This window comes from Streptomyces sp. NPDC046727 (genome assembly GCF_040645635.1).
Classification (GTDB): domain Bacteria; phylum Actinomycetota; class Actinomycetes; order Streptomycetales; family Streptomycetaceae; genus Streptomyces.
Genome location: NZ_JBEYYR010000015.1, coordinates 54,073 through 69,476 on the forward strand (window position 1 = coordinate 54,073; position 15,404 = coordinate 69,476).

The 15,404-nt window shown below is 71.8% G+C and carries 12 protein-coding genes; 3 read left to right on the forward strand and 9 right to left on the reverse strand.

Annotated features, from left to right (window positions below; all coding sequences use genetic code 11):
• Positions 1-129: 129 nt before the first annotated feature.
• The 3 genes from ispG to dxr all read right to left on the reverse strand — a co-directional run bounded on the left by ispG (position 130) and on the right by dxr (position 4,064).
• Entirely contained in the window at positions 130-1,287 is a 1,158-nt protein-coding gene (gene ispG, locus ABZ937_RS20140; RefSeq protein ID WP_361693616.1) for a flavodoxin-dependent (E)-4-hydroxy-3-methylbut-2-enyl-diphosphate synthase, read from the reverse strand.
• Between the two features lie 204 nt (positions 1,288-1,491).
• Positions 1,492-2,796 carry a site-2 protease family protein gene (locus ABZ937_RS20145; protein ID WP_361693618.1) on the reverse strand — a complete coding sequence of 435 codons (1,305 nt, stop codon included), beginning with the start codon at positions 2,794-2,796 and terminating at the stop codon, positions 1,492-1,494.
• Positions 2,793-4,064, reverse strand: coding sequence for a 1-deoxy-D-xylulose-5-phosphate reductoisomerase (gene dxr / locus ABZ937_RS20150; RefSeq protein WP_361693620.1), 1,272 nt, complete (start codon positions 4,062-4,064; stop codon positions 2,793-2,795). The genes ABZ937_RS20145 and dxr overlap by 4 nt, the downstream gene beginning before the upstream one ends.
• A gap of 149 nt (positions 4,065-4,213) precedes the next feature.
• Here dxr and ABZ937_RS20155 point away from each other — a divergent pair, with 149 nt between their 5' ends.
• Positions 4,214-4,672, forward strand: a complete 459-nt coding sequence (locus ABZ937_RS20155) for a lamin tail domain-containing protein (RefSeq protein ID WP_361693622.1) — start codon at positions 4,214-4,216, stop codon at positions 4,670-4,672.
• On the opposite strand, the gene ABZ937_RS20160 is transcribed toward ABZ937_RS20155, so the two are convergent.
• Positions 4,669-6,606 carry an acyl-CoA dehydrogenase family protein gene (locus ABZ937_RS20160; RefSeq protein ID WP_361693624.1) on the reverse strand — a complete coding sequence of 646 codons (1,938 nt, stop codon included), beginning with the start codon at positions 6,604-6,606 and terminating at the stop codon, positions 4,669-4,671. The genes ABZ937_RS20155 and ABZ937_RS20160 overlap by 4 nt on opposite strands.
• A 112-nt stretch (positions 6,607-6,718) precedes the next feature.
• Positions 6,719-6,889: a hypothetical protein gene (locus ABZ937_RS20165; protein WP_361693626.1), complete on the reverse strand. Its 171-nt coding sequence runs from the start codon at positions 6,887-6,889 to the stop codon at positions 6,719-6,721.
• Between the two features lie 157 nt (positions 6,890-7,046).
• Here ABZ937_RS20165 and ABZ937_RS20170 point away from each other — a divergent pair, with 157 nt between their 5' ends.
• Entirely contained in the window at positions 7,047-8,060 is a 1,014-nt protein-coding gene (locus ABZ937_RS20170) for a LacI family DNA-binding transcriptional regulator (RefSeq protein ID WP_361693628.1), read from the forward strand.
• Positions 8,061-8,139: 79 nt separating this feature from the next.
• Entirely contained in the window at positions 8,140-10,179 is a 2,040-nt protein-coding gene (locus tag ABZ937_RS20175) for a glycoside hydrolase family 31 protein (protein ID WP_361693630.1), read from the forward strand.
• Between the two features lie 45 nt (positions 10,180-10,224).
• Here the strand turns inward: ABZ937_RS20175 and ABZ937_RS20180 are convergent, their stop codons facing one another.
• The 4 genes from ABZ937_RS20180 to ABZ937_RS20195 are packed head-to-tail and all read right to left on the reverse strand — an operon-like array spanning position 10,225 to position 15,402.
• On the reverse strand, positions 10,225-10,938 hold the full coding sequence (locus tag ABZ937_RS20180; RefSeq protein WP_361693632.1) for a hypothetical protein: 714 nt from the start codon (positions 10,936-10,938) through the stop codon (positions 10,225-10,227).
• Between the two features lie 35 nt (positions 10,939-10,973).
• Complete coding sequence (locus ABZ937_RS20185) at positions 10,974-13,163, reverse strand: glycoside hydrolase N-terminal domain-containing protein (RefSeq protein WP_361693634.1); 2,190 nt, start codon at positions 13,161-13,163, stop codon at positions 10,974-10,976.
• Complete coding sequence (locus ABZ937_RS20190) at positions 13,160-15,130, reverse strand: beta-galactosidase (RefSeq protein ID WP_361693636.1); 1,971 nt, start codon at positions 15,128-15,130, stop codon at positions 13,160-13,162. The genes ABZ937_RS20185 and ABZ937_RS20190 overlap by 4 nt, the downstream gene beginning before the upstream one ends.
• Positions 15,127-15,402: a hypothetical protein gene (locus ABZ937_RS20195; protein WP_361693854.1), complete on the reverse strand. Its 276-nt coding sequence runs from the start codon at positions 15,400-15,402 to the stop codon at positions 15,127-15,129. The genes ABZ937_RS20190 and ABZ937_RS20195 overlap by 4 nt, the downstream gene beginning before the upstream one ends.
• Positions 15,403-15,404: the final 2 nt, after the last annotated feature.

Below are 15,404 nucleotides of genomic sequence, written 5' to 3' on the forward strand. Positions count from 1 at the left end.
GAACGGAGGGCGTCCGAGGCCGGTCCCGTCAAGGGCGTGTACGCGGTTCAGGTCTCCTGGGATTTCGGCGGAGGCATGGCTGAGTCCCGCCACCGGACAGTGGCGGGACTCGTGGAACAGGCAGGGGCGTCAGCCCGCCACCGACACCGACGGCTCGCCGGAGGCCGTGCCCTCGGCCTCCATCTGCTCGGCCAGCTTCATGGCCTCCTCGATGAGGGTCTCCACGATCTTGGACTCGGGGACGGTCTTGATGACCTCGCCCTTGACGAAGATCTGGCCCTTGCCGTTGCCGGAGGCGACGCCGAGGTCGGCCTCGCGGGCCTCGCCGGGGCCGTTGACGACGCAGCCCATGACGGCGACGCGCAGCGGGACCTCCATGCCGGTCAGGCCGGCGGTGACCTCTTCGGCGAGCTTGTAGACGTCGACCTGGGCCCGGCCGCAGGAGGGGCAGGAGACGATCTCCAGGCCGCGCTGGCGCAGGTTCAGGGATTCGAGGATCTGGATGCCGACCTTGACCTCCTCCGCCGGCGGGGCCGACAGGGAGACGCGGATGGTGTCGCCGATGCCCTGGGAGAGGAGGGCGCCGAACGCGACCGCCGACTTGATCGTGCCCTGGAACGCCGGGCCCGCCTCCGTCACACCCAGGTGCAGCGGGTAGTCGCACTGCTCGGCGAGCTGGCGGTAGGCCTCGATCATGACGACCGGGTCATTGTGCTTGACGGAGATCTTGATGTCGCGGAAGTCGTGCTCCTCGAAGAGGGACGCCTCCCAGAGGGCGGACTCGACGAGGGCCTCGGGGGTGGCCTTGCCGTACTTCTGGAGCAGGCGGCGGTCCAGGGAGCCGGCGTTGACGCCGATGCGGATCGGGGTGCCGTGGTCCTTGGCGGCCCGCGCGATCTCCTTGACCTTGTCGTCGAACTGCTTGATGTTGCCGGGGTTGACGCGGACGGCGGCGCAGCCGGCCTCGATGGCGGCGAAGACGTACTTGGGCTGGAAGTGGATGTCCGCGATGACCGGGATCTGCGACTTGCGGGCGATGGTCGCCAGGGCGTCGGCGTCGTCCTGGGTGGGGCAGGCCACGCGGACGATCTGGCAGCCGGACGCGGTCAGCTCGGCGATCTGCTGGAGGGTGGCGCCGATGTCCGACGTACGGGTCGTGGTCATCGACTGGACCGAGACCGGTGCGTCTCCGCCGACCGCCACGCTTCCGACCTGGATCTGCCGGCTCTTCCGGCGCTCGGCGAGCTTGGTCGGAACGGACGGCATGCCGAGAGAAATCGCAGTCATCTGCTGTGCAACCCCAAGTCGTGGATCAAGATCCGGCCCCGTGAACGGCGGGCTCCAGGGTCCGAGATTACGGCACCGGCCGGAGCGCCAGCACATCCCGCCCGTCAAACCCACTCGATGGAAGGCGGCCCGGCACTCCCCCACGCTCGGCTGCGCTCGCGCGGGGGAGCCCCATGACACCGGACCGCCCCGAACATCGGATGGCTACGAGATTTTCACCGGGTTGACCACGTCCGCGATCAGCACCAGCACGGTGAAGCACACGAAGATCCCCGCCACCACGTACGCCACCGGCATCAGCTTGGCGACGTCGAACGGGCCGGGGTCGGGGCGGCGCAGGACGCGGGCCACGTTGCGCCGCAGTGACTCCCACAGGGCGCCCGCGATGTGTCCGCCGTCGAGCGGGAGCAGCGGGAGCATGTTGAACAGGAACAGGGAGAGGTTGAAGCCGGCGACCACGAACAGGGCCATGGCCAGCTGCTGCGAGGCCGGGATGTCCAGCGTGGCGATCTCGCCGGTGACCCGGGCCGCGCCGATGATGCCCATCGGGGAGTCCGGCTCGCGCGGGCCGTCGCCGAAGGCCGCGTCCCACAGGGCGGGGATCTTGCCGGGCAGGGCGACGAGGGAGTCGACAGCGTCGCCGACCCGGTCGGACATCCAGGTCACGGACTGGCCGAAGTCCTGCTTGACGACGCCCCGGGCCGGGGTGAAGCCGAGGAAGCCGGCCTTGACGTACGCGTTCTGGATGTAGGCGCCGCTGGAGTCCTTCTTGTTGACCAGGTTGGTGGCGATCTTCGCGTGCAGGGTCAGCTGCCGGCCCTTGCGGTCGACGACGATCGCCACGTCCTTGCCGGCGCTCTCGCGGATCCGGTCCGAGAGCGTGTTCCAGTTCTCGGTCGGCACGCCGCCGAAGGAGACGATCCTGTCGCCCGCCTTCACGCCGGCGTCCGCGGCCGGGGACGCCGGGTCGGACTTCTTGCAGCTGTCGCGGTGCTGGCTCTGCGCGATGACGCAGGGCGAGACGGACTGGACGGTGGTCGTCTCCTGCTGGATGCCGAAGCCCATGAGCACGGTCAGGAACAGGCCGATCGCGAGGACCAGGTTCATGAAGGGGCCCGCGAACATGACGATGACCCGCTTCCACGGCTTGCGCGTGTAGAACATGCGCGTCTCGTCGCCCGGCTTGAGTTCCTCGAAGGCCGCCGAGCGGGCGTCCTCGATCATGCCGCGCCACGGGGAGGTGGAGCGGGCGGAGACCCGGCCCTCGTCGTCGGGCGGGAACATGCCGATCATGCGGATATAGCCGCCGAGCGGGATGGCCTTGATGCCGTACTCGGTCTCGCCCTTGTGCCGCGACCAGATGGTCGGGCCGAAGCCGACCATGTACTGCGGGACGCGGATGCCGAAGAGCTTGGCCGTGGACAGGTGCCCCAGCTCGTGCCAGGCGATCGAGACGAGCAGGCCGACCGCGAAGACCACTATGCCGAGGATGAACATCAAGGTCGTCATGCACGCGCCTCCGCGGTCGCCGTCGTGGCTGTGAGTTCACGGGCCCGGGCCCGTGCCCAGGTCTCCGCTTCGAGGACGTCCGACACCGTGAGTGAAGTTCCCGTGGCCGGGGTGCCGTGCTCCTCCACGACCCGGGTGACGGTCTCCATGATCCCGTTGAAGGGCAGCGCGCCGCCCAGGAAGGCTTCGACGCACTCCTCGTTGGCCGCATTGAACACCGCCGGAGCCGTCCCCGCGAGCTGCCCCACGTGCCGGGCGAGGCTCACCGAGGGGAAGGCCTCGGTGTCCAGCGGGAAGAACTCCCAGGTGGATGCCGTGCTCCAGTCGAAGGCGGGCGCCGCGTCCGGGACGCGTTCGGGCCAGCCCAGACCGATGGCGATGGGCCCGCGCATGTCGGGGGGCGTCGCCTGGGCGATCGTGGATCCGTCGGTGAACTCGACCATCGAGTGGACATACGACTGGGGATGCACGACCACCTCAATGCGGTCGAAGGGAATGTCGTAGAGGAGGTGGGCCTCGATGACCTCCAGTCCCTTGTTGACCAGGGTGGCGGAGTTGACCGTGATCACCGGGCCCATGGCCCAGGTGGGGTGGGCGAGGGCGTCGGCGACGGTGACGTGCGCCAGCTCGGCCCTGGTCCGGCCGCGGAAGGGGCCGCCGGAGGCGGTGACGACGAGCTTGCGGACGTCGGCGCGGGTGCCGGCGGCGAGGGACTGGAAGAGGGCGGCGTGCTCGGAGTCGACGGGGATGATCTGGCCGGGCTTGGCCAGCGCGGTGACCAGCGGGCCGCCGACGATCAGCGACTCCTTGTTGGCGAGCGCGAGGGTGCGGCCCGCCTCCAGGGCGGCGAGGGTCGGCGCGAGGCCGATGGAGCCGGTGATGCCGTTGAGCACGGTGTGGCAGTCGGAGGCGGCGGCCTGGGTGGCCGCGTCAGGACCGGCGAGGATCTCGGGCAGCGGCTCCCCGCCGCCGTACTCGGCGGCGAGCGCCTCGCGCAGCGCGGGTACGACGTCCTCGCGGGCGACCGCCACGGTCCGCACCCGCAGCCGGCGGGCCTGCTCGGCGAGGAGGGCCACCCGGCCGCCGTTCGCGGAGAGGGCGGTGACCCGGAAGCGGTCGGGGTTGCGCAGCACGAGGTCGATGGCCTGGGTGCCGATGGATCCGGTGGAGCCGAGGATCACCACGTCCTTGGGGCCGTCCCCGGAGACGGGGTCGTAGACGAGGTGCGGGTCGGCGAGGGGTGCCGGACGGGCGGGACTGTCGGTCATCCCCCCATTGTGGCCGCAACCGGTGACGGCCCGGACAGCGCATCCCTCGGGCGAGTGGGTCCCGCGAAGGTGTGGACGCGCCGTGAAGATCATGTGATAACACTTCGTTCCACACGATTCGCGGACGACATCCTTGGGGGGATCTCTCCATGCGTACTGTGCGCATACGCGCTGCCCTGCCCGCCCTCGCCGGCGCGGCCCTGCTCACCGGCACCCTGCTCAGCACCCCGGCCCAGGCGGCCGGCGGGGTGCACATCCACCACGTCTGGTTCGACAGCCCGGGCTCGGACAACCGGTCCAACAAGAGCCTCAACGCCGAGTGGGTACAGATCAAGAACTCCGGCAGCTCGGCCGTCTCGCTCAAGGGCTGGGTCCTCAAGGACGCCTCGAACCACAAGTACGTCTTCCCGAACGTCAAGATCGGCGCCGGGAAGTACCTGAAGATCCACACCGGCAGCGGCTCGGACACCGCGTCGGACAAGTACCAGGACCGCCGCGCCTACGTCTGGAACAACGACAAGGACACGGCCACGCTGACCAAGGCGAGCGGCACCAAGGTCGACTCCTGCTCCTGGACGACGCGGGACCCGAGCGACACGTACTGCTAGCCGCCGAACGGACGGCGGGCGTTCTCGTGGGTCGATGCTCCGGGGGTCGCGTCCGCGATCCACGGTCCTTCGCCCGAGGGGTCGAGGACGCCCTCCTCCAGCCAGGTGTAGGCCCCGCCGAGGACGCCCTTGACCACCTTGCGGTCCAGGTCGTCGGTGTTGGTCCACAGCCGGGCGAAGAGTTCGTCCACCCGGATGCGGGCCTGGCGGCAGAAGGCGTCGGCGAGCTGGTAGGCCTCGCGGCCGTGCTCGCCCTCGCGCCACAGCCGCTCGGCGCGGACACAGGCCGCGCTCATCGCGAACAGCTCGGCGCCGATGTCCACGATCCGGCCGAGGAAGCCCTGCTTAGTCTCCATCCGGCCCTGCCAGCGGGACATGGCGTAGAAGGTGGAGCGGGCCAGCTTGCGGGCGGTGCGCTCGACGTAGCGCAGGTGCCCCGAGAGGTCGATGCCGTGCCTGAACTCGCCGTACGCCATCGGCAGCTGGCCCGGTCCCGCGACCAGCTTCGGCAGCCACTTGGCGTAGAAGACGCCCGCGTTCGCGCCCGCCCTCGCCTTGGCGGACAGCGGCTTGTCGGGGTCGATGAGGTCACCGGCGACCGACAGATGGGCGTCCACGGCCTCCCGCGCGATCAGCAGGTGCATGATCTCCGTCGAGCCCTCGAAGATGCGGTTGATGCGCAGGTCGCGCAGGATCTGCTCGGCCGGGACCGCCCGTTCGCCGCGCGCCCGCAGCGACTCGGCCGTCTCGTAGCCGCGCCCGCCGCGGATCTGGACCAGTTCGTCGGCCATGAGCCAGGCCATCTCGGAGCCGTAGAGCTTGGCGAGGGCGGCCTCGATGCGGATGTCGTTGCGGTCCTCGTCGGCCATCTGCGAGGACAGGTCGAGCACGGCCTCCAGCGCGAACGTGGTGGCCGCGATGAAGCTGATCTTGGAGCCGACGGCCTCGTGCAGCGCGACCGGCTTGCCCCACTGCTCCCGCTCCGCCGCCCACTCGCGGGCGATCTTCAGGCACCACTTGCCGGCGCCGGCGCACATCGCGGGCAGCGACAGCCGGCCGGTGTTGAGCGTGGTGAGCGCGATCTTCAGCCCCGCGCCCTCGGGGCCGATCCGGTTGGCGGCGGGCACCCGGACCCGGTGGAAGCGGGTGACGCCGTTCTCGATGCCGCGCAGGCCCATGAAGGCGTTGCGGTGCTCGACGGTGATGCCCTCGGAGCCGGCCTCGACCACGAACGCGGTGATGCCGCCCTTGTGGCCCTCGGACTTCGGCACCCGCGCCATGACCACGAGCAGGTCGGCGACCACACCGTTGGTGGTCCACAGCTTCACCCCGTCGAGGACGTAGTCGTCGCCCTCGGGTACGGCCGTCGTGGCGAGGCGGGCCGGGTCGGAGCCCACGTCCGGCTCGGTGAGCAGGAACGCGGAGATGTCGGTGCGGGCGCAGCGGGGCAGGAAGGCGTCCTTCTGCTCCTGGGTGCCGAACATCTTCAGCGGCTGCGGTACGCCGATCGACTGGTGGGCGGAGAGCAGCGCGCCCACGGCGGGGCTGACGGAGCCGACCAGGGCGAGGGCCTTGTTGTAGTACAGCTGGGTGAGGCCGAGGCCGCCGTACTTGGGGTCGATCTTCATGCCGAGGGCGCCGAGTTCCTTCAGGCCCGCCACGACCTCGTCGGGGATGCGGGCCTCGCGCTCGATGCGAGCCGGGTCGATCGTCGTCTCGCAGAACGCGCGCAGCTTCGCCAGGAACTCCTCGCCGCGCCGGACGGATTCCTCGTCGGGGAGCGGATGGGGATGGATGAGGTCGAGCCGGAAGCGCCCGAGGAACAGTTCCTTGGCGAAGCTGGGCTTGCGCCAGTCCTGTTCCCGGGCGGCCTCCGCCACCTGGCGCGCCTCGCGCTCGGTGACGGTGGTACGGGGGGTGGTGGTGGCGGACATTGAGGCTCACCTCACCGCTGAGGGGGACGACTGGGACCGTTCCTTACCGACCAGTGCTACTGGATCGTTGGTACCCGAAACGGGCCGACCTCACCACCCCTCGCGCGTCCGCTCAGCCGATCCCGACCGAGCAGGACGTGGCGTCGAGGCGGCCCGAGCCCTGGAACACCTCGGTGCCGGCCCCGACCCCGGACACTTCCTCGTCGTTGCCCGGCAGCTTGCGCCGAACGGGTGCCCGGGTGAAGTCGTCCAGGTCGAGCGCGGCACCGGCGGTGTTATTCATGGGTGCCCGTCACCTCGAAATCGCCGCCCTTCACTGTCGAAGCGCTTCGACAGCCTATGGACACCCCGGCCCCGCTGAAGCTAGTGTCAATCACACCCTCACTCACCTTGTCGGCAATGCGCAGTGTCGAAGCGCTTCACAAAGCTTGGAGAGCTGGATGGTCACCCTCGCCGAGGTCGCCCAGCACGCCGGAGTCTCGGCGAGCACGGTGAGCTATGTCCTCAGCGGCAAGCGGTCCATCTCCGCCACCACCCGGCAGCGGGTCGAGCAGAGCATCCGGGAGCTGGGCTATCACCCGAACGCGGGCGCCCGCGCCCTGGCCGGCAAGCGGTCCAACATCATCGCGCTGATGATCCCGCTGCGCACCGACATGTACGTGCCGGTGATGATGGAGATCGCCATCGCGGTGGCCACCACGGCCCGCGCCCATGGCTACGACGTCCTGCTGCTCACCGGCGAGGAGGGCCCCGACGCGGTGCGCCGGGTCACCGGCAGCGGGCTGGCCGACGCGATGATCCTGATGGACGTCGAGCTGGACGACGAGCGGCTGCCGCTGCTGCGGGAGACCGACCAGCCCTCCGTACTGATCGGTCTGCCCGCCCACACCACCGGCCTGACCTGCGTGGACCTGGACTGGAGCGCGACCGGCGCGCTGTGCGTGGAGTATCTGGCGGGGCTCGGTCACCGTGACATCGCTGTCATCGGCGAGGCTCCGGCGGTCTACGAGCGGCACACCGGTTTCGCCGAGCGCACCCTGGACGGGCTGCGCTCCGCGGCCCGGGAGTCGGGGCTGCGGGTGCTGCACCGGCCGTGCGAGGGCGGGTACGACACGATGGCCCGCACCCTGGCCCGGATCTTCGACGAGCGTCCGGGGACGACCGGTTTCGTGGTGCAGAACGAGTCGGCGGTGGAGCCGCTGCTCGCGCTGCTGCGCCAGCAGGGCCGGGCCGTGCCCGAGGACGTGTCGGTGGTCGCGATCTGCCCGGACCAGGTCGCCGTCCAGGCCTCGGTGCGGCTGACCTCGGTCGCCATCCCCGCCCAGGAGATGGGCCGGTACGCCGTGGAGCACCTGGTGGCCAAGCTGGACGGGCGGGGCGGCGACGAGGTCGTGCTGCTCGCGCCCGAACTGACGGTACGGGCGAGTTCGGGACCGGCGCCGGCCGCGTCCTGACCCCCCGCCGGTCACGCCCCGTTGCGGGGCACACCTCTGCCTGCCTTCCCTGTCTGCACTCCTCGCTTCGGGAGCCGCCGTGAATCAGTCCGTCGTCGCGCAGCCCAAGGTCAGTCTCGCCCAGTCCTCCCCCACCGTCGGCACGTTCCGGGAACGGGACGGGGCGCTGGAGTGGAGCGGCCGTCAGGAGACGGTGCGGATCGAGCCGTGGGGTCCGGACGCGGTCCGGGTACGGGCCCGGCTCGGCGGCCCGGTGCTGGAGGGGCTTCCGGGCGCGCTGCTCGACCCTCCTCCCGCCCAGGAGGGCGCGGTCTCGATCGGGGACGGCGAGGGCCGGCTGACCGTCGGCGCGCTCACCGTCGAGGTGTCCGCCGAGGGCCTGGTCCGCTTCCTGCGCACCGACGACCGTACGGAGCTGCTCGCCGAGCACCCCGCCCACTTCTGGTGGCCGGGCCCCCGCCTCTACACCGCGGTGGGCAACGGTCACCACCGGCTGGAGCAGCGGTTCGCCGCCTACGAGGGCGAGAAGCTGTACGGCCTGGGCCAGCACCAGCACGGCCGGCTGGACCAGAAGGGCCTGGTCCTGGACCTGGTGCAGCGCAACGCCGAGGTGAGCGTGCCGGTGCTGGTGTCCAGCCGGGGCTACACCCTGCTGTGGAACAACCCGGCGATCGGCCGGGTGGAGCTGGCCGGCAACGGCACCCGGTGGGTCGCGGACTCCGCCCGGCAGATCGACTACTGGATCACGGCGGGCACTCCGGCCGACGGCCAGCGCGCCTACACGGCGGTGACCGGTCGTTCGCCGATGCTGCCGGAGTGGGCGGCGGGCTTCTGGCAGTGCAAGCTGCGCTACCGCACCCAGGACGAACTCCTCGCCGTGGCCCGCGAGTACAAGCGGCGGGGCCTGCCCCTGTCGGCGATCGTCTGCGACTTCTTCCACTGGACCCACCTGGGCGAGTGGAAGTTCGACCCGAAGGAGTGGCCGGACCCGGCGGCGATGGTGCGCGAGCTGGAGGAGCTGGGCGTCAAGCTCGTCGTCTCGGTGTGGCCGTCGGTCTCCCCGCTCTCCGAGAACCACGCGCTCATGGAGCAGCGCGGCTGGTTCATCGGCACCCAGTACGGCCCGCCGGCGCACGCCGACTGGCCGGACAAGGAGGTCGCCTCGACCGTCCAGGTGGCGTTCTACGACGCCACGAACCCGGAGGCCCGGGACTTCGTGTGGTCCCGGGTCCGCGACAACTACCTGACGCCGTACGGCATCACGGCCTTCTGGCTGGACGCGTGCGAACCCGAGCTGAAGCCCGGCTTCCAGGAGAACCTGCGCTACTGGGCGGGTCCGGGCCTGGAGGTCGGCAACCTCTACCCGGCCGAGAACGCGCGCACGTTCCACGAGGGCCTGCGGGCCGAGGGCGAGGAGGTCATCACCCTCAACCGCTCGGCGTGGGCGGGCAGCCAGCGCTACGGCGCCGCGCTGTGGTCCGGTGACATCGGCACCGACTTCGCGACCCTGCGCCGGCAGATCGCGGCCGGCCTCAACACGGCGCTGTCCGGCATCCCGTGGTGGAACACCGACATCGGCGGCTTCCACGGCGGCGACCCGGACGACCCGGCCTACCGGGAGGTGATGGTCCGCTGGTTCCAGTTCGGCGCGCTGTCCCCGCTGATGCGGCTGCACGGCTTCCGCGACCCGGGGATGCCGCTGGGCCCGGACATGACCGGCGGCCCGAACGAGGTGTGGTCCTACGGCGAGGAGGCCGGCGCGATCCTGGAGCGGTATCTGCGCCTGCGCGAGCGCCTGAAGCCGTACATCCTCACGGTGATGCGGGAGGCCCACGAGGAGGGTCTGCCGGTGCTGCGCCCGCTGTTCCTGGAGTTCCCGGACGACCAGGCGGCCTGGTCGGTGGACGACGCCTACCTCTTCGGCCGGGACCTCCTGGTCGCCCCGGTGCTGACGGCGGGGGCGACGGCCCGTACGGCGTATCTGCCGGCGGGCGCGCGCTGGACGGACGCGTGGACCGGCGTGTCGTACGAGGGCGGCGCGGCCGTGACGGTGGAGGCGCCGCTGGACCGCATCCCGCTGTTCCTGCGGGACGGGGCGCGGCTGCCGGTGACGGAGTAGCACACGGACGGGCCGGCCCCCGCGCGGGAGCCGGCCCGGTCGGGCTCAACCGCTGCTGACGGTCAGGTTGTTGGTGACGAAGTCCAGGCCGCCGGACGAGGACGTGATCTCGTAGCCGAACTGCACGTCCCCGATGGTGACGTTGCCGAACCAGCCCTTGGTGTCCTTGATCCACTTCAGGATGGGCAGGATGTTCACCGTGCCGGAGCTGGAGTTGGAGCTGCGGATGAAGGAGAAGACGTCGTTGGAGCCGTTGTTGCCCTTGTAGACGGTCCAGGTGGAGCCGCCGAGGGTGACCGTGCCCTGCGAGGTGCCGAGCGGGCCGACGGCGCCGGTCTTGTTGACCCAGAGCATGACCTCGTAGGCGTGGGCGGTGTCCCAGATGTCGTACGACGTGTTGTAGGCGCCGGACGACGGGACGGTGACGTTGTAGCTGCTGGTGAGCGAGGTCAGGGAGGTGATCGGCTTGTTGATCACCTTCTTGGCGTCGGGGTAGGACTTGATGCCTCCGGTGTTCGGGTGGTTGGCCCAGACCCCCCAGTTGGTGCCGGAGTTGGCCCAGACGCACTGGCTGCCGGCGCCGGAGCCCCAGATGTTGTTGTAGAGGGTGTAGCCGTTCAGGGTGGTGTTGCCCCACTGGTCGCAGGAGTTCCAGACGGCGGCGGAGGCGGGCGCCGAGGCGAGGCCGACGGTGGCACCGAGGGCGAGGGCGGGGGCGAGGAGGGCCTTGGCGGCCCTGCTCAGGGTGCTCGTTGCCATGGTGTCCCTTCCATGGGTGGGGGGAGGTGCTCCGGTCACCGCGCCCCCAGGGTGAGGACGCGGTCTTCTCCGGCGACGAGGTCGAGCGGCTCGGTGCCGGAGGAAGTCCGCAGTGCGATGCGGTGGGTGCGGCCGGGCCTGAGGACGACCGTGGCCCGGCGCGGGTCCCAGGTGAGGTCGATCTCCGCGCCGAACCGGGTGCGTACGCCGCGCAGCCGGCCGCGCGGGCAGGTGTCCGGGACGGCGGGCAGCAGCACGAGGCGGTCCGGGGTGGACTGGACGAGCATCTCGGTCAGCACGCCGGGCAGGGTGTGCGCGGCGTCCGCGTTGTAGACGTCCCGGCGCGGGTAGTGGGCGCTCATCAGGGAGGCATGGAAGAAGTCCCCGCGCAGCACCCGGCGCAGGGCGTCGGCGGCCCGTTCCCGGTCTCCGAGCCGGGCGGCGACCAGGGCGTGGTGGAGGTGGCCGTGGGCGGAGTCGTTCTCGGTGCCGCGCAGGGCGAGCGCCCGGCGGGCGGCGGCGGCCAGGCGCGGGGTGTCGTACGGGTCGATCTCCTCCAGCGGCCAGACGCCGTACAGATGGCTGAGGTGGCGGTGGTCGTAGGTGTCGTCGAGGCCGGGCCAGGCCCATTCGGCGAGGGCGCCGTCGGCGTTGATCCGGTGCGGGGGCAGCCGGTCGGCGAGCGCCCGCCACCGGTCGGCGTGTTCGGGGTGGTAGCGGGCGGCGGTGCGCAGGGCGTGCCGGGCGGCGGAGAGGTCCATGGCCGCGTTGATCGCGCCCCAGCTGCCGTTCCGCGGGCGGTTCTCGGGCGAGTAGGAGGGCACGACGACCGGCCGGCCGGCGGCGTCGGTGCGGGTGAGGAAGTCCTCGTAGAAGAGGGCCGCCTCGGCGAGGGCGGCGGCGGTGCGCGGATCCCGCTCGCCGCGGATCTCGTCGTGGTCGACCAGCGGCTTGAGCAGCCAGTCCGCGCCGGCGGTCCACAGGTGCAGCGGGTACTCGCGGCTGAAGTGGTACGACAGCCCGGACTCGCCGTCGGTGTGCGCGGGCGCGACCGCACCGCGGGCGCCGAAGATCGCGCGGGCGTTGGTCCGCCAGTCCGGCAGCTGCCGGGCGACGAAGGCGGCCAGCGCCTCGGTGACCTCGGGCAGGGCGGCGGCGGGCGCGCCGGCGGTCTGGAGGTTGAGGTTGGCGTTCGTGGTGAACGCCCCGGACCAGGCGGTGTTCCAGTCACCGGTCCACAGTCCGGTGAGCCGGGGCGGCAGCAGGCCGCTGCTGGAGAGCAGGTGGTAGCGGCCGGCGGCGAAGAGCCGCTCCAGCAGGGCCGGGCTGTGCGGGCGCTTCAGCAGCTCGGAGCCGGGCAGGGCGCGCTCGGCCGGGTCGGCGCCGAGATCGAGGGTGACCCGGAGGTAGGCGGTGCGGTGCAGGTCCACATGGCGGGCGAGGAGGCTGTCGTACGGCCGCTCGGTGCCGTCGAGCAGGCCCTGGAGGAGCCGGGTCTCGGTGACGACGTCCGCCTCGCCGGTGTGCCGGCGCACCCGGGTGAGCAGCAGCACCGAGCGGGCGCCGGTGACGCGGACGCCCGGCGGGACGAGTTCCGTCCGGCCGCCCGAGACGGCGACGAAGGTCACGCCGGTGTAGGCGCGGTCGCTGTCGGGGTAGCGGACGCGCAGGCTCAGCAGGGCGCCCTCGGGGGTGAGCAGCGCGCCGTGGCCGACCCGCAGTCCGGCCGGGGCGCCGGGCAGCCGGTGGTCCTGGCGGATGTCCAGGTCGCCCGCGGTGACCTCGTGCACGATCACGTCGTCGGCGCGGGAGACGAAGACCCGGCCGGCGGCGTCGGCGCGGACCGCGGTGGCCTCGCCGCTGGTGAAGTCGACGGCGCGGCGCGTGTCCCGCCCGCGGCCCCCTGCGCGCACCCGGATCTCGAAGGCGGGGTGGAAGGGCTGCACCCACTGCAGCGGGCGGCCGTCCGTGAAGCCCTCGGCGGCGGTGAGGTCACCGGCGAGCAACCGGTCCTGGAGCGCGGGGAGCCCGGCGGCGAGCCGGGGCGGGCGGGCGTACTCGCCGCCGCCCGGTCGGACCAGCGTGTGATGGGTGACGACGACCCGCTCATCGTTCGGATCACCGAACACAAGGGCGCCGTGGTGGCCGTTCCCCGTCAGGAAGGCGTCCTCCCAGCGCGCGGCCGGGGCCGGCTCCCAGGTGCCGTGGACCGGTGCCCGGCTCATGACCGCAGCACCGCCACGCCGTACCGGCCGAGGGTGACCGAGTCCGTGACGGCCGTGTCGCCGAGCAGCTCGCGATGGGTGCCCGGGACCCGGACGGTGACCGGCTCCCGCCCGTGGTTCAGCAGGAACAGCAGCTCGCCCCGGCGCACCGCCTCCACGCCCGCCGGGAGGCCGTCCAGGACCGGCCGCACGCCCGCCCCGTCGGCGATGCCGGCCAGCAGGGAGCGCAGCGCCGCCGGCTCCGGCAGCGTGGAGACGTACCAGGCGCGGCCCCGGCGCAGCACGGCGGGCAGCCCGTCCAGCTCACCGCCCCGGTACGGCACGGCCTTGGCGGCCCCGGGCACGGGCTCGATCTCCTCCGACCACAGCGTCCCGCGGAACCCCTCGCAGGCCACGGTCTCCCCCGCTTCCAGCGGCCACCACTCGTGCAGGGTGCGGATGCCGAACAGGTCGCGCAGCCGGGCGTCCATGCCGCCGGGCCGGACCCGGTCGTCCTCGTCGGCGACGCCGGTGAGGAAGCCGCAGACCAGGGTGCCGCCGCCGCGGACGTACCCGAGGAGGTTCTCGACGGCGGTGTCGGTGAGCAGGTACAGCTGCGGGGCGACGACGAGCCGGTAGCCGGACAGGTCGTGCTCCGGGTGGGCGAAGTCGGCGGTCAGGTGGGCCTCCCACAGGGCCCGGTGCCAGGCGTGCAGGACGTCGGTCAGGTCGGCCTCGGTGGACAGCCGGCCCTCGTGAGCACCGGCCCACCAGGAGTGCCAGTCGTGCAGGATCGCGATCTCGGCGCCGCTGTGCCGCCCGGCCACTTGTCCCCCGATCCGGGCGAGTTCGTTGCCGAGCTGTCTGACCTCCTGATACGTACGGCCCTGCTCCCCCGCGTGGCTGACCATCCCGGAGTGGAACTTCTCGGCGCCCTGCCGGGACTGGCGCCACTGGAAGTAGCAGACGGCGTCGGCGCCCCGGGCGACGGCCTGGAAGGACCAGAGCCGGTTGAGGCCGCGCGGCTTGGGGTGGTTCACCCCGCGCCAGTTGACGGGTCCGGCCGCCTGCTCCATGAGCATCCAGGGCCCGCGCGCCTGCGAGCGGGTGAGGTCGTGCACCAGGGCCCCGCGCTGGGCGCCCAGCGGGTCGCGCGGGTCGGGGTAGAGGTCGACGGAGACGACGTCCTCCTCCTCGGCCCAGCGCCAGGCGTCCTGCCCGAACCACAGCGGCATGAAGTTGGTGGTGACCGGGATGTGCGGGGTGTACCGGCGGACGATGTCCCGCTCGGCGGTGTAGCACTCCAGGAGCATGTCGGAGGTGAACCGCCGGAAGTCCAGCACCTGGCCGGGGTTCTTCAGGTAGTGGGCGTGGCGCGGGGGCAGGATGCCGTCCCAGGTGTCGTAGCCCTGGCTCCAGAAGGCGGTGCCCCAGGCGGCGTTGAGGGCGTCCAGGGTGCCGTACTTCTCGCGCAGCCAGCGGCGGAAGGCGGCTGCCGCCTCGTCGCCGTGGTCGAAGGTGCAGTACTCGTTGTTGATGTGCCACATGGTGAGGGCCGGGTGGCCGGCGTAGCGGGCGGCCAGGTCCTCGGTGAGGGCGGCGGCGTACCGGCGGTAGGTGGCGCTGGAGTGCGAGAAGTGCTGGCGCCCGCCCCACCACTCGATCCGTCCGTCCTCGTCCCGGGGCAGGGTGTCCGGGTGCAGCCGGCCCAGCCAGGGCGGCGGGGAGGAGGTCGGGGTGGCGAGGACGACCCCGACGCCGTTGCCGTGCAGCAGGTCCATCAGCCGGTCCAGCCAGCCGAACTCCCGGGCGCCGGGCTCGGGTTCGAGCCGGGACCAGGAGAAGACGCCGACCGTGACGGAGTTGACCCGGGCCTCCTTCATCAGCCGGACGTCGTCCTGCCAGGTCTCCTCCGGCCACTGCTCGGGGTTGTAGTCACCGCCGAAGAGGATGCGGCCCCGGGTGGCGTCGGCGAGCGCCGGCTTCATGCGGGCTCCCCGCTGTCGGTGTCGTAGGCGTGGCAGACGGCCGGGTCGACGGCGACGACCTGGATCCACCAGCCGAACGTGGCTTTGCCCTCACCCCGGTTCGGGTACGGCGTCTCGGAGACGTCGATGACCGCGGTGTCCTTGAGGGAGACCCGGCTGCGGCCGCCGTCGGTGCTCCGGTAGAGGGTGTCCACGGCGACTCCGCCGTAGCCGAAGGTGTCGGTTGCCGCTGCGGCTGCCGTTCCGGCGCGCACGGTTCCGCTGGTGGGCATGT